Origin of the sequence: Paraburkholderia madseniana (genome assembly GCF_009690905.1) — a bacterium.
Taxonomy (GTDB): domain Bacteria; phylum Pseudomonadota; class Gammaproteobacteria; order Burkholderiales; family Burkholderiaceae; genus Paraburkholderia; species Paraburkholderia madseniana.
Map to the genome: position 1 here is coordinate 42,440 of NZ_VOSW01000021.1, position 20,196 is coordinate 62,635.

The 20,196-nt window shown below is 62.4% G+C and carries 18 protein-coding genes and 1 pseudogene; 8 read left to right on the forward strand and 11 right to left on the reverse strand.

The features are described from left to right. Positions 1–42 precede the first annotated feature (42 nt). The 4 genes from FSO04_RS13195 to FSO04_RS13210 form a co-directional block, all read right to left on the reverse strand. A complete protein-coding gene (locus tag FSO04_RS13195) occupies positions 43–1,425 on the reverse strand; it encodes an LLM class flavin-dependent oxidoreductase (RefSeq protein WP_154560104.1) in 1,383 nt (460 codons plus the stop codon). Between the two features lie 31 nt (positions 1,426–1,456). Beyond that, on the reverse strand, positions 1,457–2,695 hold the full coding sequence (locus FSO04_RS13200; protein ID WP_154560105.1) for an SfnB family sulfur acquisition oxidoreductase: 1,239 nt from the start codon (positions 2,693–2,695) through the stop codon (positions 1,457–1,459). A gap of 122 nt (positions 2,696–2,817) precedes the next feature. Then, entirely contained in the window at positions 2,818–3,873 is a 1,056-nt protein-coding gene (locus tag FSO04_RS13205; protein WP_154560106.1) for an ABC transporter permease, read from the reverse strand. Then, positions 3,873–5,411, reverse strand: coding sequence for a sugar ABC transporter ATP-binding protein (locus FSO04_RS13210; RefSeq protein ID WP_233464824.1), 1,539 nt, complete (start codon positions 5,409–5,411; stop codon positions 3,873–3,875). The genes FSO04_RS13205 and FSO04_RS13210 overlap by 1 nt, the downstream gene beginning before the upstream one ends. A 283-nt stretch (positions 5,412–5,694) precedes the next feature. Here FSO04_RS13210 and FSO04_RS13215 point away from each other — a divergent pair, with 283 nt between their 5' ends. Further along, on the forward strand, positions 5,695–7,050 hold the full coding sequence (locus FSO04_RS13215) for an LLM class flavin-dependent oxidoreductase (protein WP_154560108.1): 1,356 nt from the start codon (positions 5,695–5,697) through the stop codon (positions 7,048–7,050). Between the two features lie 110 nt (positions 7,051–7,160). Here the strand turns inward: FSO04_RS13215 and FSO04_RS13220 are convergent, their stop codons facing one another. Continuing rightward, positions 7,161–8,489, reverse strand: coding sequence for an LLM class flavin-dependent oxidoreductase (locus FSO04_RS13220; protein WP_154560109.1), 1,329 nt, complete (start codon positions 8,487–8,489; stop codon positions 7,161–7,163). 241 nt (positions 8,490–8,730) lie between these two features. Between FSO04_RS13220 and FSO04_RS13225 the strand changes: the two genes are divergently transcribed. Genes FSO04_RS13225 through FSO04_RS13245 form a run of 5 tightly spaced genes read left to right on the forward strand, consistent with a single transcriptional unit; the run spans position 8,731 to position 12,810 of the window. Beyond that, positions 8,731–9,510 (forward strand): GntR family transcriptional regulator, encoded by a 780-nt coding sequence (locus FSO04_RS13225; protein ID WP_154560110.1) that lies wholly within the window; start codon positions 8,731–8,733, stop codon positions 9,508–9,510. Next, positions 9,507–11,240, forward strand: coding sequence for a fumarate reductase/succinate dehydrogenase flavoprotein subunit (locus FSO04_RS13230; protein WP_154560111.1), 1,734 nt, complete (start codon positions 9,507–9,509; stop codon positions 11,238–11,240). Before FSO04_RS13225 ends, FSO04_RS13230 begins: the two co-directional genes overlap by 4 nt. Before the next feature lie 9 nt (positions 11,241–11,249). Then, positions 11,250–11,495: a 4Fe-4S dicluster domain-containing protein gene (locus FSO04_RS13235; protein ID WP_030102639.1), complete on the forward strand. Its 246-nt coding sequence runs from the start codon at positions 11,250–11,252 to the stop codon at positions 11,493–11,495. A 29-nt stretch (positions 11,496–11,524) separates the two neighbouring features. Next, complete coding sequence (locus FSO04_RS13240) at positions 11,525–12,532, forward strand: HEAT repeat domain-containing protein (RefSeq protein WP_154560112.1); 1,008 nt, start codon at positions 11,525–11,527, stop codon at positions 12,530–12,532. Beyond that, positions 12,532–12,810, forward strand: a complete 279-nt coding sequence (locus FSO04_RS13245; RefSeq protein ID WP_154560113.1) for a DUF971 domain-containing protein — start codon at positions 12,532–12,534, stop codon at positions 12,808–12,810. Before FSO04_RS13240 ends, FSO04_RS13245 begins: the two co-directional genes overlap by 1 nt. 49 nt (positions 12,811–12,859) lie before the next feature. On the opposite strand, the gene FSO04_RS13250 is transcribed toward FSO04_RS13245, so the two are convergent. The 6 genes from FSO04_RS13250 to FSO04_RS13275 form a co-directional block, all read right to left on the reverse strand. Beyond that, positions 12,860–14,920 (reverse strand): family 2A encapsulin nanocompartment cargo protein cysteine desulfurase, encoded by a 2,061-nt coding sequence (locus FSO04_RS13250; protein ID WP_154560114.1) that lies wholly within the window; start codon positions 14,918–14,920, stop codon positions 12,860–12,862. Then, positions 14,895–15,827: a family 2A encapsulin nanocompartment shell protein gene (locus tag FSO04_RS13255; RefSeq protein ID WP_154560115.1), complete on the reverse strand. Its 933-nt coding sequence runs from the start codon at positions 15,825–15,827 to the stop codon at positions 14,895–14,897. Before FSO04_RS13255 ends, FSO04_RS13250 begins: the two co-directional genes overlap by 26 nt. Before the next feature lie 108 nt (positions 15,828–15,935). Next, positions 15,936–16,211 (reverse strand): helix-turn-helix domain-containing protein, encoded by a 276-nt coding sequence (locus tag FSO04_RS13260; RefSeq protein WP_154560116.1) that lies wholly within the window; start codon positions 16,209–16,211, stop codon positions 15,936–15,938. After that, positions 16,208–17,185, reverse strand: coding sequence for a serine O-acetyltransferase EpsC (gene epsC, locus FSO04_RS13265; protein WP_168435667.1), 978 nt, complete (start codon positions 17,183–17,185; stop codon positions 16,208–16,210). Before epsC ends, FSO04_RS13260 begins: the two co-directional genes overlap by 4 nt. Before the next feature lie 42 nt (positions 17,186–17,227). After that, positions 17,228–17,695: a rhodanese-like domain-containing protein gene (locus tag FSO04_RS13270; RefSeq protein WP_154560117.1), complete on the reverse strand. Its 468-nt coding sequence runs from the start codon at positions 17,693–17,695 to the stop codon at positions 17,228–17,230. 220 nt (positions 17,696–17,915) lie between these two features. Further along, a complete protein-coding gene (locus FSO04_RS13275; protein WP_154560118.1) occupies positions 17,916–18,164 on the reverse strand; it encodes a hypothetical protein in 249 nt (82 codons plus the stop codon). A gap of 133 nt (positions 18,165–18,297) precedes the next feature. Here FSO04_RS13275 and FSO04_RS13280 point away from each other — a divergent pair. After that, positions 18,298–18,504, forward strand: a pseudogene (locus FSO04_RS13280) (LysR substrate-binding domain-containing protein); the annotation flags it as partial. 194 nt (positions 18,505–18,698) lie between these two features. Continuing rightward, positions 18,699–20,075, forward strand: a complete 1,377-nt coding sequence (locus tag FSO04_RS13285; RefSeq protein ID WP_154560120.1) for a sensor domain-containing diguanylate cyclase — start codon at positions 18,699–18,701, stop codon at positions 20,073–20,075. Positions 20,076–20,196 lie beyond the last annotated feature (121 nt).

The following is a 20,196-nucleotide window of genomic DNA, read 5'->3' on the forward strand; positions in this document are numbered from 1 at the left end:
ATCTCCAACCTGTTAGTCGACGTTTTTTGAGTAAGCGGGGTTCTATCCAGCATGGGCCGGCGTGTGCGTGCGGTAGGCCGCGCCGGGATGCGGTTCCGCCAGTCGCGGACCACCGCCATGTAACTTTTCGCGCAGCGTGCCGTTGGTGTAATCGGTCTTGTAGACGCCTCGTCGTTGCAGTTCCGGCACGACCAGGTCGACGAAATCCGCGAAGCTCTCGTGGGTCAATGCATACGCAAGGTTGAATCCGTCGACGTCGGTCTCCTCGACCCACGACTGCAACTCGTCGGCGATCTCCTGCGGACTTCCCACTGAAAGCGGTCCGAGTCCCCCAATACCGCCCCACTTCGCAATCTCACGCACGGTCCACACTCGTGTCGGATCCGCGCTCGATAAAGCCTCCACGGCCGATTGCACCGCATTGCTCTCGATATAGCGCAGCGGTTCGTCGAGGTCGTACTTCGACAGATCGATGCCGGTCCACCCCGACATCAGCGCGAGCGCGCCCTCGTCGCTCGTGTAGCGGCGATAGTCGGCGTGCTTCGTGTGTGCATCCGCCGATGTCTTGCCCGTGATCACCGTGTGCAGATTGAAAATCAGCACGTCGTGCGGGTCTCGGCCAAATGACTTCACGCGTGCCCGGATATCGGCGACGAAATTCTTCAGGATCGTGCGCGACGGCGCAGCGATAAAAATGCACTCGGCGTGCTGCGCGGCAAAGTCCTTGCCACGCTTCGAAGCGCCCGCCTGGTAGAGCACGGGCGTGCGCTGAGGCGACGGCTCGCAAAGGTGAATGCCCGGCACGTCGAAATACTGCCCACGGTGGTTGATGGGATGAACCTTCGACGGTTCGGTGAAGATCTTTCGCGCGGCATCGCGCACCACGGCATCGTCTTCCCACGACGCTTCCCACAGCTTGTAGCAGACCTCGAGATATTCCTCGGCAAGCGAATAGCGCTCGTCGTGATTGGCCTGAGCCGGCAAGCCGACATTGCGTGCGGCGCTGTCCAGATACGAAGTGACGATGTTCCAGCCAACCCGGCCGTTGGTCAGGTGGTCGAGCGTCGACATGCGCCGCGCGAACGGATACGGGTGCTCATACGAGAGCGAGCAGGTCACGCCGAAGCCGAGATGTTCGGTCACGTTCGCCATCGCCGAGACGAGCAGAACAGGATCGTTGACCGGGACTTGCGCGGCCTGGCGAATCGCGGCTTCCCCGTTGCCGTTGAAAACGTCGTAGATGCCCAGCACGTCAGCAATGAAAAGACCGTCGAACTTGCCACGCTCGAGCAGTTTCGCGAGGTCGGTCCAGTAATCGAGTTGCTTGTAACGCCACGACGTGTCGCGTGGATGCGCCCATAAGCCTGGCGACTGATGCCCCACGCAGTTCATGTCGAATGCGTTAAGGCGGATTTCTCTGGCCATGATCGGGTTCGGTTAAGGAGTGCGCCTGGCGTCAATTCCAGGGGTGGCGTGCCGGCTTGACGCCGTTCAGATAGTAGTTACCGACCAGGTGATACTTCCAGCGCACCGGATCATGCAGGGTATGCACACGCGCGTTGCGCCAGTGCCTGTCGAGATTGTGTTCGCCGAGCGTCGACTGCGTACCGGCGAGTTCAAACAGTTTTTCGCCAGCCAGCAAGGCGATTTCCGTCGTCAACACTTTCGCTTCGCCCACGGCAACCGATGCGCGCGCCACGTCGTCTTCGGTCGTTTCGGCCTTCGCGGCGATCTCGTCGATCACGCGCGCGGCCCGTTCGAGCAAGGCCTCGGCGGCGTGCAACTGGATATGCAAATGACCGATCTCCCGCACGGTCAGCGGATCGTCACTCGCGCGCTCGACCCCGCTGTCGATCCACGGCCGCGAGCGCGAGCGCACGAACGTCAGCGTGTCGTCGAGCGCCGCCTTCGCGATGCCGGCATCGATGGCGGCCTGGATGATCTGCGAAATCGGACCGTTGAGCGTTGGAAAATCGGACACGCGATGCGCCGGCAACACGTGCGAGGACGGCACGCGTACGCTTTCCAACACGACTGTGCCGCTTGCCGTAGTGCGTTGACCGAAGCCCGACCAGTCGTCGATCACGGTCAGCCCCGGTGTGCCCTTCGGAATATAGGCGAGCCAGCCTTTGCGTTCGCTATCGAGCCCCAGTACGGGGACGAAGTCGGCGAATAGCGCGCCGGTCGAATAGAATTTGGTGCCCTGTACGACGTAGTCGCTCCCGTCCCACTTCACGCTCGTCTTCAGATCGAGCACGTTTTTTGTGCCCTTCTCCGAAAAGCCGTTACCGAAACGCTTGCCGCCCAGCACCTGCGCGAAGAAGTACTTCTTCTGCTCTTCCGTTCCAGTTAGCGCGATCACATCGACCAGACCGAAGTGATTCTGCGGTAGCTGCCCAAGCGACGGATCCGCTGCTGCAATGATCTTGATGACTTCAGTCAACGTGACGAACGACACGCCCGCTCCGCCGTAAGCTTTCGGCACCGTAATGGCCCACAGCCCGGATTGCGAGAACCACTCGATCTCCTCGTGGGGCAAGCGGCGTTCGGCATCGCGCTCGGCCGCGCCTTGCGCGAGGCGGCCTGCAAGCTCGTGCGCCACCGCGATGGCCTGCGCGTCATCGGCGATCACACGGACCGCGTGTCTACTCTCGTCGCGGGTATTCGATGAAGCCGCTTCGCCAATCTCTGCCATGGGAATCTCCGCTTGAATGACTGTGCGCTCAATCTATCAGCGGACACCGCATGCGCAAACTGAACGATTCGGCAATCGATATTCCTTCGGATGGCAAACGACATTTCGGCGACCCGGTGGCCTCAGCCGCGTGAGTCCGCAGGCCGTCCAACACTGAACGTAAACGCCAGCGCAAGGACCAGCAACACACCCTTGATGAAATCCTGCATGTAGTACGGCGCATTCAGCATGGTCAGGCCGTTGAGTAGCACGCCGACGAACACCGCTCCCACTACGGTGCCGAACACGTTGGGTCGCTTCGCGCCCCACACCGCATAACCCATTAGCGCAGCCGCCACGGCATCGAGCAGCAGGGAGTGTCCGGCGCTGACGTCGCCTCGCCCGACCCGCGCGGCGATCAGCACGCCGCCCAACGACGCAATCGCCCCTGAGGCTACATAAGCTGCGATCCGGTAGCGCGCCGTAGGTGCACCCGCCAGCCGCGCGGCCGTTTCATTGCCGCCGATCGCATAGATCACGCGGCCCCAGCGCGTCGTCTCCATCACGATGCAGGCGAGCACCGTCAACGCAATGAGAATCAGGACGGGCAGCGGCACGACATCGAAAAGACGCAGACGCCCCAATGCCAGAAACGCATCGGAGAATATCCCGCTCGCCTCCGTGCCATCGGGCAACACGGTACCGGTTGCGAGCGAGCGGCCGCCCGTCGGAATCAGTTGCAGACCGGCCAGCAGGAACAGAGTGCCGAGCGTCGCCAGTTGGTCCGGCACGCGCAGCCGCGTGATCAGCAAGCCGTTGAACAAACCGGCTGTGATGCCGAGTGCGACGCATGCGGCCACGGCCGCCAGCGCGCTGCCATGCCAGACGATCAGCACATAGCTCGCCGCCATCTGAGCCGAAGCGGCCACGCTGCCCACTGAGAGATCGAAGCCGCCCGCCGCCAACGTGATCGTCACGCCAATGCCGAGCAATGCCACAATCGATACTGCCTGAAGGATGCTGAACAGATTGTCGATGTTCAGGAAGGCGGGTTCCCTGATGGCGAACACGGCAATCAGAATCGCCAGCACGAGCAGGATGCCGGTACGCTCCATGTGATCGCGCAAACTACGCCATGCTGACTGCGCCCGTCGGCCGGATTTCACTTGGCCGGTAATAGAAGGTGTGAGGGGTTTCATTAATGAAGTTCAGAGCTCGCGTCATGGATTGGTTGAACAGTTGGGCGCTCGAGCGTCGCACGATCGAAACGCACGACGCGATCGGCAATCTCCAACGCCTCTTCGAGATCGCTGACGAACACAATCGTCGCGCGTTCGTGGGCATGTCGCCGCAAGGTATCGACGATGTCGGCGCGCGCGCCGGCGTCGACGCCCTGAAACGGTTCGTCGAGCAGCAACAAGCGCGCGCGTTCGACATGCCAGCGCGCGAGAACGACTTTCTGCTGATTGCCGCCGGACAGGCGCGTCAGGCGATCGTCGGGGCCGGTGCAACGAATGCCGAAGGTTCTGATCGCTTCGATCGCGGCACCGCGCTCTGCGGCCTCGCGTACCACGCCGCGCCTGAACCAGTTCGACAGAAACGGAAAGCTGAGCGTCCCCGCAATCGATGCGAACGGCACGCTGCCGGGAAACAACGACGTGCGCCAACGATCCTCGCCGGCGAGGAACACGCCGGCGCGAATTGAATCGGCTGGCGAACGCGGACACCATGGCTTGCCGTCGAGCACCATCTGACCACTACTTGCGTGGGTCGCACCGAAGATCGCTCTCGCGAAGCGCGATTTGCCACCACCCACCGGCCCCGCTATCGCTACGATCTCGCCGCGCTGGACGTCGAGATCGAATGAGCGGCTGGCCGGCGTCAATTGAAAATCGCGCACGCTGAAACAGGGTTCGAGCGAAGCTGCGTATTTCGCGTTCTGAGTTCGGCCTTGCGGCAGAGGCCGTCCAATCATCGTCTCGACGGCAGCGTCAAAATCGATTGGCGGGTGCAGATCGGCAACGAGATGTCCGTCGCGCACGATCGCTACCCGGTCCGCCATGCGCCGCAGATCACCCAGCCGATGCGAAACCAGCAGGATAGCGACACCCTCCTCACGCAATGGCTCGAGCCGCAGGAACAGCCGTTCCGCTTCTGCGGCAGAAAGACTGGCAGTGGGCTCATCGAGAATCAGCAGCTTGGGACGCGAAGCCAGTGCGCGCGCCAGCGTCACGAGCTGCTGACTCGCGAGCGAGAGCGACCCGAGCGGTGCGGACAGATCGACATCCAGCCCGACCCGCTCGGCAAGCGGCCTCGCAGCCTCATGGCGCGCCGCGGGCGGCACACGCCATGGCGACGCTGGATCGCACAAGCGGTCGAGCAGCAGGTTGTCCGCGATCGAGAGCGCCGGTACGACCGCGTCGGCAATCGACTGGTGCACCGTGGCAATGCCGAGTTGTTTAGCCGCTTGGGGTGACGTAGGTCGATACGGCTTGTCCAGCAGCGTCAAGGTCCCGCCGTCGGGCGCATACACGCCGCTTAAGATCTTGACGAGTGTCGACTTGCCCGCGCCGTTGGCGCCCATCAACGCGACGACTTCGCCGGGATGGATCGAGAAATCGAGGTTGGATAGCGCGACGGTTGCACCAAAGCGCTTCGTGAGCGCAGAGGCAGTCAGGATCGGCTCGCTCGAACGCGGAAGCTTTTCCGTACGATCGGGAAGCGGTGGGCGGGTCAAGTTAATGGGAGCCTTCATATACCCGAATTGAGCAAGGGCAGACGTTTCATTGTTTCTCCGGCGGGTCCGGCCAAGCGGACCCACTGCAGCCGCGACATGCTCCGGCAATGGCGACGCATTGCATACCGTCACCAGAGAGAGACATTGCCGTACGCTTAGTCTTCACCGGCATATCGATGTCAGAATTCATTCGTGGTCTCAAGCGATTCGCTATTCGACAATGGGCAAATCGGTCAGAGCGTTCGTCCGTTCGTTGCTGGCTGCTTCCGCATTCGAAAAGACCATGAGAACCGACCCGCCGCGCCAGCTTCATCTGAACGTCAACATCCTCCACTCCGGCTTTGTCCCTTCCGCATGGCGTACGCCCGAAGCCGATCCGCGCGCCTTCGTCGATATCGCCCACTACGTTCGCGTCGCGCAAATTGCCGAGGCGGCGAAATTCGATGCCGTGTTTCTCGCCGATAACGCCTCGATTGCCGATCAGATCGACTTCCGCCCGATCACGGCGCTGGAGCCGACCGTATTGCTCGCCGGCATTGCTGCGGCCACGACGCATATCGGCGTAATCGGCACGGCATCGACGAGCTATAACGAGCCATACAACATCGCACGCCGCTTTGCCACGCTCGATCAGCTCAGTGCGGGCCGGGCCGGCTGGAACATCGTGACGACCGCCGATCTCGGCTCAGCGCGCAATTTCGGCCGCGAGGCGGTGCCGGATCACGCGCAACGCTACGAGCGCGCAGCCGAGTTCACGGAGGTGGTGAAGGCGCTGTGGGATAGCTGGGAAGACGACGCCTTCATCGGCGACAAGGCGAGCGGCCGGTTCATCGATACCACGAAGGTGCATCGCATCGACCATCGCGGCAAATACTTCAGTGTCGATGGTCCGTTCAACCTGCCGCGTAGTGCGCAGGGTCATCCGGTGCTGATCCAGGCCGGCGGCTCGGCTGACGGACGCGAACTCGCGGCCCGGCACGCGGAAGCCGTGTTCTCAGTATCGCAGTCGTTCGACGAGGCAGCCGCCTATGCGCGCGAACTGAAATCTCGCGCTGCGGCATGGGGACGTGGCAACAACGCAATTCGCGTGCTACCCGGTCTCACCACCATCATCGGCGCAACCGAAGCCGAGGCCCTGCGCCGTCGCGATGATCTGGTCGACCTGATTCCGTGGAGCTATAGCCTCACTCGGCTGGCCGGCATATTGGGCATTAGCGTCGACCGGTTGAAACTCGACGAGCGCCTGCCGGACGATCTCTCATTGCCCGGCAGCGGCAATGGCAATCACACGTTCTTCAACGCCACGCTCGCACAAGCGCGGACCCATGGATACACGGCGCGTCAGTTGATCCGCGCGCTTGCGGGCGGTGGCGGACATCGTGTTGTCGTCGGCACGCCGGAACAGATTGCCGACGATATCGAACACTGGTTCAAAGGCGGCGCTGCCGACGGTTTCAATCTGATGCCGGATGTTCTGCCGGGTGGCTTGCAGGACTTCGCCGACGGCGTGATTCCGCTTCTGCAGCGACGTGGTCTTTTCCGTACTGACTACGAGGGTCGCACCCTGCGCGAACACTTCAGGTTGCGACGGCCTGTCAGCCGCCATCTGCATCCACGGGAAGCGGCCACTACCGCGTAAGCGCTCTTTTTCAACACGCTGCATACTCGGACCGGCGAACACGCGATTGAGATTCCGGACGTTACCTCGGCGCGTAAACGCGCCGTGAAGTAAGCCAATTTGTAGTCCGGTTATTTCACCCGAGCGAAAAAGCGGTTCTCAGGCCGAGGCAAGCCCAGATTCTCGCGCAGCGTCGCGCCTTCGTATTCGCGCCGGAACAACCCGCGCTTCTGCAACTCGGGAATGACCTTGTCAACAAAGTCGTCAAGACCGCCCGGCAGATACGGGAACATCACGTTGAAACCGTCTGAGCCCTCTTCCACCAGCCATTGCTCCATCTGATCGGCGATCATTGTCGCCGTGCCCACCATCTCGAGCCCCGAGTATCCGCCGATGCGTTGAGCGAGTTGACGAATCGTCAGCCCGTCGCGCTGCGCCCATTCAACCACCCGCTGCCGCGCGGTCCGGCTCGCATTGGTCTCGGGAATCTCGGGCAGCGGGCCGTCCGGATCGAAACCGGATACGTCATGCCCCAATGCAATCGACAACGAAGCGATGCCGCTCTCGTAGTGCACGAACGTGTCGAGCCGCGCCCGAATCTCCTCCGCCTCTTCCAGGGTATCGCCGACAACCACGAAGGCGGCCGGCAGTATCTTCATGTGATCGCGCTCACGTCCGAGCTTTTCCATCCGGCCCTTCACATCGGCATAGAAGCGCTTGCCGTCAGCCAGCAGGGTTTGCGCGGTAAACACCACCTCGGCGGTTTCAGCGGCAATCTGGCGCCCCGCTTCCGATGAACCTGCCTGCACGATGACGGGCCATCCCTGAACGGGGCGCGCAATATTCAACGGGCCGCGCACCGAGAAGTTCTCGCTCTTGTAGTTCAGCAAATGCAGTTTCTCCGGATCGAAGAAGGTGCCGGTTTCCGTATCGCGGATAAAAGCATCATCGGCCCAACTGTCCCAGAGCCCGGTCACCACGTCGAAGAACTCGCGGGCGCGCCGGTACCGCTCGTCGTGTTCGACATGCTCGTCGAGACCGAAATTGAGCGCGGCATCGGGGTTCGACGTCGTCACGAGATTCCATCCCGCGCGGCCACCGCTGATATGGTCGAGCGAGGCAAAGCGCCTCGCGACGTGATAAGGCGCGTCGAACGTAGTGGACGCCGTGGCGATAAGCCCGAGCCGTTCCGTGACCGCCGCCAGCGCGGGCAGCAGCGTCAGCGGTTCGAACGACGTGACCGTGTGGCTATGCTTGAGCGCGTCGAGCGGCATGTTGAGAACCGCGAGGTGATCCGCCATGAAGAACGCGTCGAAGCGGCCACGCTCGAGCGTCTGGGCGAAACGCTTCAGGTGCGCAAAATTGAAATTGGCGTCGGGGTAGGCGCCGGGATAGCGCCATGCGCCGGTGTGAATTGTCGTGGGACGCATGAAAGCGCCGAGGCGAAGCTGACGTGACATGTAGCAAGCTCCATCGCAAACAGGTCGGGCCAGTTTAATCGTCCTTCGCCAACGCTGCTTGCCACCGCCCACCACTCGGTACCCGCCCGCCGAACGCGATGCGCCGGGGCTCCGGCACTAACGGGCACACCAAAAGCTGTTCCGCAGAAATACAAAGCACAAAATCTTCGTTCGCCCCTCAAGGCTCCCTCACTAGACTGTGATGCAACTTGTCATAACAAGTACAGACAACCCACAGATCATGCAGAAACCCGACCCGGCCAACGTGCTGCCTCTCTCCGCCCCGCCGCTCTACGAGCAGATAAAGACTGCTTTGCGCTCGCGAATTCTCGACGGCACGTATGCGGCCCATTCGCAGATGCCGTCTGAGAACGACCTGTGCACCAGGTTCAACGTCAGCCGTATCACCGTGCGGCAAGCGCTCGGCGATCTGCAAAAGGAAGGCCTCGTTTTCAAACTGCACGGCAAGGGCACCTTTGTCTCCAAGCCGAAGGCCTTCCAGAACGTCAGTGCGTTGCAAGGTTTCGCCGAAGCGATGTCGTCGATGGGCTATGAGATCGTCAACCAGCTCAAACATATCCGCTTCATTCCCGCCACCGCGCACATCGCGAGCCGGCTTCAACTGCCCGAAGGCACGAAGGTCGCCGAAATCCGTCGCGTGCGGATGCTCAATCGCGAGCCGGTGTCGCTCGAAATCACGTGGGTGCCGGAAGCGTTGGGCAAACGCCTGGCCGGCGCCGATCTCGTCACGCGCGACATCTTCCTGATTCTCGAGAACGACTGCGTGGTGCCGCTCGGCCACGCCGACGTCTCCATCGACGCGATTCTCGCCGACGATGAAATCGTCGAATCCCTGAACGTTGAAGAAGGCAGCCCGGTGCTTCGCATCGAACGTCTGACGCATAGCGCGGACGGCACACCGATCGATTACGAATACCTCTATTTTCGCGGCGACGCGTTTCAGTACCGCTTTCGCATCGACAGGCAGAAAGAGAAGAAGACCAAAAGGAACACGAAATGAATACGCACGTGATCGAGTACGACCTGGTCGTCGTGGGAGGTGGCACCGCCGGTCCGATGGCTGCCGTCAAAGCAAAAGAACAGAATCCGAATCTGAAGGTCCTGCTGCTGGAAAAGGCCAACGTCAAACGCAGCGGCGCGATTTCGATGGGCATGGACGGGTTGAATAACGCCGTCATCCCAGGCCACGCCACGCCCGAGCAGTACACGAAGGAAATCACCATCGCCAACGACGGCATCGTTGATCAGTCAGCCGTCTACGCCTACGCCCGGCATAGTTTCGAGACCATCGAAGAACTCGACCGCTGGGGCGTGAAGTTCGAAAAAGACGGCACAGGTGACTATGCGGTCAAGAAAGTGCATCACATTGGCTCCTATGTTCTGCCGATGCCGGAAGGCCATGACATCAAGAAAGTGCTCTACCGGCAGCTCAAACGCGCACGCATTGCGATCACCAATCGCATCGTCGTCACGCGTGTTCTGACCGATGCGCAAGGGCGCGCTTGCGGCGTACTGGGCTTCGATTGTCGTACGGCGGATTTCTATGTGGTGCGCGCGAAGGCTGTCATTCTCAGTTGTGGGGCGGCGGGACGGCTCGGTTTGCCGTCCTCGGGCTACCTGATGGGAACCTACGAGAACCCCACCAACGCCGGCGATGGTTACGCGATGGCCTATCACGCGGGCGCAGCGCTAGCGAACCTCGAGTGCTTCCAGATCAACCCGCTGATCAAGGACTACAACGGCCCCGCATGCGCCTATGTGACGGGCCCGCTCGGCGGCTTCACCGCGAACGGCAAGGGTGAACGTTTCATCGAATGCGATTACTGGAGCGGCCAGATGATGTGGGAGTTCTATCAGGAACTCCAAAGCGGTAACGGACCGGTGTTTCTGAAGCTCGACCATCTCGCCGAAGAAACCATTCAAACCATCGAGCAGATTCTGCACACGAATGAGCGCCCGAGCCGGGGACGATTTCATGCGGGACGCGGCACCGATTACCGGCAGCAGATGATCGAGATGCACATCTCGGAGATCGGTTTTTGCAGCGGCCATAGCGCATCCGGCGTCTACGTGAACGAGCGCGCGGAAACCACGGTCGCCGGTCTCTACGCCGCCGGCGACATGGCCGCGGTACCGCACAACTACATGCTCGGCGCATTCACCTACGGCTGGTTCGCGGGGCAAAACGCGGCGCAATACGTCGACGGCCGTGAGCATGCGGCGCTCGATACCGAGCAGATCGAAGCCGAACGGGCGCGAATCTATGCGCCGCTCGAACGCGAGACAGGGCTTGCGCCGGCGCAAGTCGAATACAAGCTGCGCCGCATGGTGAACGACTATCTTCAGCCGCCGAAGGTCACGCGCAAGATGGAAATCGGCCTGCAACGTTTCGCTGAAATCGCCACCGACATCGACCAGATCAAAGCCGACAATCCGCACGAACTGATGCGCGCCGCGGAAGTACGGGCGATTCGCGACTGCGCCGAAATGGCGGCCCACGCGTCGCTGTATCGCACGGAAAGCCGCTGGGGGCTGTACCACCATCGCGTCGATTATCCGCAGCGTAATGACGCGGAGTGGTTCTGCCACACGCATCTGAAGAAAGATGCAGCGGGCCGCATGGTCAGCGAAAAACGCGCTGTCGAGCCGTACGTGGTGCCGCTCGACAGCCACGAGAGTCACGCCTATCAGAACCTGCGCATCGGCGAGCCCGCGCTGGCGGACACCTGAGGAGCCACCATGTCTACGACACCGCACAACATTTTCCAGCGCAGCGCAGCGCCGGTCACGATCGACGAAGACAAATGCATCGCCGACAAAGGCTGCACAGTCTGCGTGGATGTATGCCCGCTCGACCTGCTCGCGATCGACCTGACTAAAGGCAAGGCGTACATGAAGTTCGACGAATGCTGGTACTGCATGCCGTGCGAGAAGGATTGCCCGACCGATGCGGTCAGGGTCGACATTCCTTATCTGCTGCGCTAGTAGCGAATCCTCAAGACACCACTCAACTCATGACTGATATTTCGCTTCCGCTGACGTTCGACCCCTATTCCCTCGATCCGGAGGCCGCAGCACTCCTGCCGCGCCTCGCGTCCGCGGACGCCGCCGTGCGCCGCATCGCTCTCCTTGCGCTCGCCGACCTCGAAGACGAAGCCTTGCTCGGACCGATTGTCGCTGCGTTACGCACCGACACATCATCGGACGTTCGGGCGCAAGCCGCCGAGCTGCTCGGTGCATGGGAGCGCGCCGACGCGGTAACGGCGCTGTGCGAAGCGCTGGCAGATCGTGCTGAAGATGTCCGCGACGCAGCCGCGCAGAGTCTGTCCAATCTGAAGAACCCTGAATCCGGGCCACTGCTCGCACCGTGGACCACGCATGACGATCCGTTCGTGCGCCAGGCTGCGCTTCGCGGCCTGCGCGAATTACGCTATGCGGGTGCGTTGGAACCCGCGCTGGCCGCACTGAGCGCGAGCGAGGATGGTGTGCGGCTCGAAGCCGTGAGCGTGCTTGGCTGGTTGAAGAGCGAGCGCGCGCTTGGCCCTCTTACCGCCATCGCCGCGCAGGATCCGAGCGCCGCCGTGCGACGCGCGGCAATCGGCGCGTTGGGCATCGGCGCAGCAGCGACGGATGAAACCATCGCCGCGTTGCTGAGCGCGTTGCGCGATGCCGCATGGCAGGTCCGTGAAGAAGCAGCGGCCACGCTCGGCAAACTGCGCGCGTCGGGCGCACAGGGCGCATTGATCGCGGCGCTCGACGACGACTACTGGCAAGTCCGTCTGCAGGCAGTCCGCGCGTTAGGCAAACTCGGCAATGCAAACGCAAACGCTACCGCGAGCACTGCGGTCGCCGTGTTGCTCACGCATGCGATCAGCAATCTGCGCAAGGAAGCGGCATTGTCGCTTGGCGAACTGGGCGACGCAGCGTCGTTGCCGGCCTTGCACACAGCCGCGACCGATCCCGACCCGGAAGTACGCAAGGCCGCACGTATAGCGTTGGCGCAGATTGAAAAGGCGCACTGATGAACGCGCCCGAACACGTGACGATTCATGCCGCGACGGGGCGACTGTCCCTGACGTGGCGCGATGGCCAAACGCAGTGGATCGACAACGCCACGCTGAGGGAGCGGTGCCCTTGCTCGACATGCCGTCGCTTGACGCGTTCGGGCCAGGTGGCGCGAATCGAGCCGCGCCTCGCGATTGTCGACGTGCAGCCGATGGGCTACGGCGTGCAGATCGTGTTCAGCGACGGACACGCGCAGGGAATTTATCCGTGGGATTATCTGGCGGGAATTGCCTGAATGCAGGCGTAGGAAAGCGGCGACCGCAATAAACGGCCGCCGCTTTTCATTAGCGTCGCGAAGACAGCCGACGCACAACCGACACCAGCGCATCGACTTCATCGCAGGTGTTGTAGAACGCAAGCGACGGCCTCACCGTGGCTTCCACGCCAAAGCGCCGCAAGATCGGCTGCGCGCAATGATGCCCCGAGCGCACGGCGATGCCCTCTTCGTTCAGCGCCTGCCCTACTTCCTCGGTCTCGTAGCCCTTCAACACAAAGGACAGCACGCTGGCCTTGTCGCGCGCCGTGCCAATCAGGCGCACACCGGGCACGGGCTGCAGCACGCTCGTCGCATAGGCCAGCAGATCGTGTTCATAGCGCGCGATATTCTCGATGCCCACGCGCTGAACGTAATCGATCGCAGCACCCAGTCCTACCGCATCGGCGATATTGCCCGTGCCTGCTTCGAAACGATTCGGCGGAGGCTGGAATACGGTGCGCTCGAAGGTGACGTCCGCGATCATGTTGCCGCCACCCTGCCAGGGCGGCATATCCTCCAGAATCGCGCGCTTGCCGTAGACCACGCCGATGCCGGTCGGACCGAACACCTTGTGCCCCGAGAACACGAAGAAGTCCGCGTCAAGCGCCTGCACATCTACCCGCATGTGCGACACAGACTGAGCACCGTCGACCAGCGCCTTCGCACCTGCACGATGCGCGAGCTCGACGATCTCCTTGACCGGCACCACCGTGCCCAACGCATTCGACACCTGCGTGACCGACACAATCTTCGTTCGGTCATTGAGCAGCCGCCGATATTCGTCGAGCAGAACCTGACCACTGTCGTCGACCGGAATCACGCGCAGCTTGGCACCGGTTTGTGCGGCAAGCTGCTGCCACGGCACGATGTTGGCGTGATGCTCCAGATGCGAGACGATGATCTCATCACCCTCGCCGACATGCTTCACGCCCCACGTCTTCGCGATCAGGTTGATCGCTTCGGTGGTGCCGCGCACGAAGATGATTTCCTCCGGCGATGCCGCGCCAATGAAACGCTGCACCTTGCTGCGTGCGGCTTCGTACGCATCCGTGGCGCGGCCGGCCAGCGCATGGGCAGCCCGATGGATGTTCGAGTTCTCATGTGCGTAGAAATACGCGAGCCGATCGATCACCGCCTGCGGTTTGTGCGTGGTCGCGGCATTGTCGAACCACACGAGCTGACGGCCATTCACGCGTTCCTGCAGAATCGGAAAGTCCCGGCGAATCGCATTCACATCGAACGGCGGATGCGCTGACGGCCCGGCATGCGGCACGCCATCTGTCTTAGCGGAAGAGTGCCCGGGAAATTGCGATCCCTCATTCAGATTCAGGAAATAGTGCGAACCGGCGGTGTGCTGCGCCGGTGCGACGCCCGGCGCCGCATGCGATGCTGCCGGCCTGTCGTACGGGAAGCGCTGCTCGGCGAGCGGCTGATCGACACCAGGGAGTCCGAGCGATTGTGCGCTGACTTCGTTCCAACCCGGCACGACGATATCCGGCGACGCAACTGTCGATGTCCGGGCTTGTGCCGTTTCGCCAAGAAAATAATAAGGCGACGCTGAGACGGGCGACGCAGGCGCTGCACCACCCGCGGACGGACGCTGCGCACCGTGTGCTTCAGGCACGCCCAGCGCCGCCCCGCCAAAGCGCGGATCGAGTGCCGGCGCAACGGTCACCGCGCTATCCGGCAAGCCGTTCTGCGCAACTGCATGGGGAGCCAACGCAGGCGCGCGATTCCCCAACGACAGAACATGCGTCGGCGCTGAAGGCAACAAGTTGCCCCCCGGCACATGCCCCTGCGGCAACGCTGCACCAGGCACGCCAGTGCCCGCGCCGCCGGGACCCGCGAGCGGCGAACCGGCCGGGGCCGGATTGCTGATCTCGCTGGTCACAGGCGCCGTGAACGGCAGCGTGGCGGCCACGTCGGGCGCACCGCCTACCTGCGGCGCGTTGCCCGGCAGCGCCGAGAAGAACGCATTGGCCAGCGACGCTAACGTCGCCGGATCAGGCAAACCCGCGGGCGGACCCGTCGGCACATCGTGCGGCAGGACGCTATCCATGGGCTTACTTGTAGGTGTCTGGGTAGTCATGGTACTTGCCGATCTCCACGTCATCGAGAACTGCCAGCGCGTCCGGCGAATGCACCGCGAGCGAGCAATAAAGCGAGATCAGATACGACGCGATCGCATGATTGTTGATGCCCATGAAGCGAACCGACAGACCCGGACCCTGTTCGCCGGCCACGCCCGGCTGGAACAGGCCGACCACGCCCTGGCGCTTGTCGCCCACGCGCAGCAGCAGAATCTTGGTCTTGCCGTCGGCAACCGGCACCTTGTCCGACGGAATCAGCGGAACGCCACGCCACGTCAGGAACTGCGAGCCGAACAGGCTGACCGTCGGCGGCGGCACGCCACGGCGTGTGCATTCACGACCGAAGGCGGCAATCGCGAGCGGATGCGTCAGGAAAAACGCAGGCTCTTTCCATACCTTGGTCAGCAACTCGTCGAGATCGTCGGGCGTCGGCGCGCCGGTCAGCGGAAACACGCGCTGTTCTTCGGCCACGTTCGCGAGCAGGCCGTAGTCCGGATTGTTGATCAACTGGCTTTCCTGCAACTCCTTGATCGTTTCGATCGTGAGGCGCAATTGCTCCTTGATCTGGTCGTGCGGGCTGCTGTACAGATCCGAGATCCGCGTGTGCACGTCGAGCACCGTGCTGACCGCATTCAGGAAGTACTCGCGCGGTTGCTCTTCGTACGGCACGAATGTGCGCGGCAGAATGCTTTCATCTTCACGCGCGGTGCAGGCCGCCTTGACGGCTTCAGGATTCTTCACCTGGTTCAGACGATAGATGCCCGCCTCGACCGGCAGCCATTGCAGCAGATGCGTGAGCCAGCGGGGCGTGATCGTGGCGAGTTGCGGAACGGTTTTGGTGGCATTGGCTAGTTGCCGTGCTGCGGTATCGCCGAGCGCCGTCAGGCCGCCGACTGTTGCTGTCATCTGAAGCTCCAGGATTGATAGAAGAAAAACAGGAAAGCTTATGAACGAAAGTGATTATGGGAAGACGCCCCTGGCCGTTCAACATGCTATAGACGGCAACGCAGCGGTCTAACGGGCGGACGCAGGATCGATGAGTGTGGAATGCGGGCGTGCGGCAACGCTCACGCCATCGGACGAATGGCTGAGCAGGCGTTCGACCGGCACGTTGAAAGCACGGGCCAGCTTGTCGAGCGTGACAATCGACGCGATCGCAGAACCGCGCTCGATCTCGCCGACATAAGACCGGTTGAGTCCGGCGTGCTCGGCCAATTGCTCCTGCGACCAGCCGGACGCCTCACGAAAGCGCCGCACCGCGGCGCCGAAGTCCCTGACGAGCACGCTCATCGAGCCGACCCGGCCGTGGCGGGCTCCGCGACTGCCTGATCGCGCGGCGGCCGCTCGCGGACCGCGGCGGCGCCGGTGCCTTCGTTGCGCGACACGGCCTGCGTCACGTGCGAACCGGGCGCAACGTCTTGCGTGACCCACACATTGCCGCCGATTACCGCGCCCTGCCCGAGCGTGACGCGTCCAAGAATGGTGGCGCCCGCGTAAATCACGACGTCGTCCTCGACGATCGGATGCCGTGCATGGCCCTTTTCCAGATGTCCCTGTGCGTCGCGCGGAAAACGCTTCGCGCCCAGCGTGACGGCCTGATAGACCCGCACGCGTTCGCCGATGATGGCCGTTTCGCCGATCACCACGCCCGTCCCATGATCGATGAAGAACCCCGCGCCGATCCGCGCCCCAGGATGAATGTCGATACCGGTCTGCGCATGCGCGAGCTCGGCGATGATGCGCGCCAGCAGCGGCAGCCCCAACCCATACAACTCATGCGCGAGCCGATGGTGGATCATTGCCAGCACGCCGGGGTAGCACAGCAGGACTTCATCCACGCTGCCCGCCGCCGGATCGCCGTGAAACGCGGCTAATACGTCGCTATCGAGCAAGCTGCGTATCGCCGGCAAGCGCGCCGCGAAAGCGCGCACCGCGACGCCGGCCTGCGCCTCGATCGTGGCGGCGGGCGGCGGTTGATGGCGGCTGCGGTAGTGAAACTCCAGACGCGCCTGACTCAGCAATGCATGCAGCGCGGCGTCGAGCGCATGGCCGACGTAGAAATTTTCGCTTTCCTGACGCAGATCGGGTGGTCCGAGCCGCATCGGAAAAAGCACGCCCTTCAGCGTCTCGATGATCTCCGAGAGCGCTTCGCGCCCTGGCAATTCGCGCCCGCCCGGCTCGAGCGAGCGCTTCTGCACTTCGCGCCATTGCTGGCGGACCGTCTGAAGCGCGTGAACAATTTCATCGACATCAAACACAGCCACAGCGGTTACTCCCCGTAAAGTGCAGTGTGAACGATCAGGCTGTCAGTCCTGAATCCATGGCAGCCCATGAAAGCGCCAACCATTGCTGGCGCCGCGCCGTTGCGCGCCGTCCAGCTCCCCTTCAAAGCCTTCCAGAACATTGAATACCTGCGTGAAGCCGGCTTTCGCCGCGGCCTCGGCGGCCAGTGCCGAGCGGTTGCCGCTGCGGCACAGCAGCAGCACGAGGGCGTCCTTGCCGGCTTTCGCTTCCAGTTCACGCACGAAGCGCGGATTGCGCGTCAGGCTCGTGCCCGTCGCCCACGCGACATGCAGGCTGTCCGGTACTAGTCCGACGAATTTGCGTTCTTCGGCGGTGCGCACGTCCACCAGCACGGCGTCGCCCGCCTGGACGAGTGCCCACGCATCCTGTGGCGACAGGCCACCGGCATAGGGCAAACCGGCTTCCGCGGCTCTCGAACGGGCGGCTTCAAGCAGCGCGTGGGTGGGTCCTTCTGCGAGTTCAAGCGTCATGACGTCTCCTTCAATATGGCGCGAATCAGTACGCGCTGGTCAAAGCCATCTGCGATTGCAACCGCCTATAGCCATCAGGAGACACTATGAAAGAGAGCCAGCCGAAGCCGAACCAATTAATTGTCATTTCTAAAGAAGCATCGGTTCGGATGCTCCGGCTTGAAGCAACCAGGCTAGGTCCGTGCGCCGCGGATTTGCCGCGCCACCGCCGGCACGCGCGTTATTCCCGTGGGATCTCGAGCGGCACGACAAACATGCCAGCGGTGTATTCCATATGGAAATAGCCGCAGCGCGCGTAAGCCGCAATGCGTTCGAGTCGTTCGGGCGATGGGGACGTATAGGTCGCGGCAGCGCTCACGTCGGAGGATTGCTCAGACGTAACAGGCGCGCGTTTTGACAATTGCTTCTGCAGGCTTCGCACGGGATGCCGCAGTCCGCTCCAGATTAGCGTCGCTGAAAGTGTGACCATGCGACCTCCGTCGATTCATTGCGATACTAATGAATCTAGCGACCTGGATACGGAATCGCAAACAAGCTTTTGTGGAATGGTTTTCGGAGAACGGATCGGACCGTAGCCAGACCTTGACGGCTCCGCGCTTTACTCCGCTGCGCTGGCAGGTGTGGGCATCGCCGCGTTCACGCGGCATACCGTTCAGACCGATCTGGCTCGCGGCCGCCTCGTCCACCTGCTGCCCGGCTACTCTCTCGGCATGCGCCACTATTACGCCCTTTACCCGCAAACGCGGTATGTCGCGCCCAAGGTGCGAGCTTTCGTCGACCATATGGCCGGGCACTATCGCGAACGCTGACGACTCGATTATCGGGGCCGATCTGTAGGACAATAGGTTCTTAACGGCTGCGACGCTCCATCGCGCCTTGCCGGTAAAGCATCGACGCGGTTCATGGCAAACTCCGCGATGTATCGTCGGGCACGGCATATGCGTCGTGCCTTTGGCGATACCAATGCACTGAGGCGACCAGAACACCAACCAAACGGGTCAGAATGGACAGCTTGCTTATAGGGCCGGCAACGCGCAAACAGGCCGTTTTTGCAGGTACATGTGCGTTGCTCGTTCTGCTCACATTCGCGATTGCGGGTCAGCGTGCGCACCAGCCGTTGCCGGCAATCACGCCCTTCATGCCGATGTGTGCGCTCACGGTGTTCACCACGTCGGGAATCGCCGCGTTTCTTCTCGGCGCCCGCTTTAGCGTGACGCAACAGCCGATGCTCGGCGCGCTAGGCGGCGCGTACGCGTTCACGGCGATTACCGTCGCTTTGCAGCTGCTGATGTTCCCTGGCGTTTTCACGCGCACCGGACTGTTCGGCGCCGGGCCTCAGAGCGCGGCGTGGATGTGGGTTTTCTGGCATGCAGGATTTCCGCTGCTCGTCATCCTGGCAGCGCTCATACGCGACCGCCTCCCGAGCAAGCCGATCGGGCTGCCTCACATCGATTTCTGGACGTGGGCGTTACTCGGTGTTCCCACTGCGCTTGCCGCAGCGCTTGGCGTCCTCGCCATTTATGCGAACCTGTCGGCGCCTTTTCATGCGGCTTCCGAGACGAACGCGCTTTCAGGCGGCCGAACCGGACTCGTCATCTGCTCGCTTGACGCTCTCGCGATCGCGGTGGTCCTGTTTAAAGGGCGCCTGCGGACCGTGCTCGATCTATGGGTCACCATTGCCCTACTGGCCTCCCTTGCGGACGCCAGTCTGAATCTATTGAGCATGGCCCAGTTCACCCTTGGCTGGTACGTCGCGCGGATCTTCAGCATGCTGGCTCCCGGCGTGCTGGTATGCGTGCTGGTCTGGGAAGTGACCGTGCTCTACCGCGAACTGTCCGAGGCGCACGCTTCCCTGCTGCACTCGTCCACACGCGACGCCCTGACGCGCATTTATAACCGTAGCTACTTTGAAGACCAGTTTCGCAGGGAATTCGACCGTGCGACACGCAACGGTCAGCCGCTCTCGCTCGTCATGATCGATGTCGACAATTTCAAGGATTACAACGACGCCTTCGGCCATCTTCGCGGCGACGCTTGCCTCAGCGCAATTGCGAAAGCGCTGGCAGGAATAGCACGCTGGTCGAGCGATTTCGTCGCCCGTTACGGCGGTGAAGAGTTCGCCGTGGTGTTACCCAACACGGGATCGGAAGAAGCATCGGTCATTGCCGAGCAGGCCCGGCTCGCCATCATGCAGTTGGGCCTGACGGCGCCAATACCCGGCGGTCAGGTCACCATCAGTGCGGGGTGCGCGACGAACGAGCAGAACGCGCAGAGCACGCTGAGCACGCCCAACGCACTCGTGCAGGCGGCGGACGCAGCGCTCTACGGCGCGAAACGTGCGGGACGCAATCGGGTCCAGTCCGTCACGCCCGGACAATAAAGGTTCATGCCTTTCAGGCGGCAGAATCCTGAAGCCGCCCGCAAGCTCCCCACGACAGTAAAAAGGGAAAACCGCAGCGCCAGGCCGCCCTCACCCGTGGCAAAATCACCGGCACCGCAGC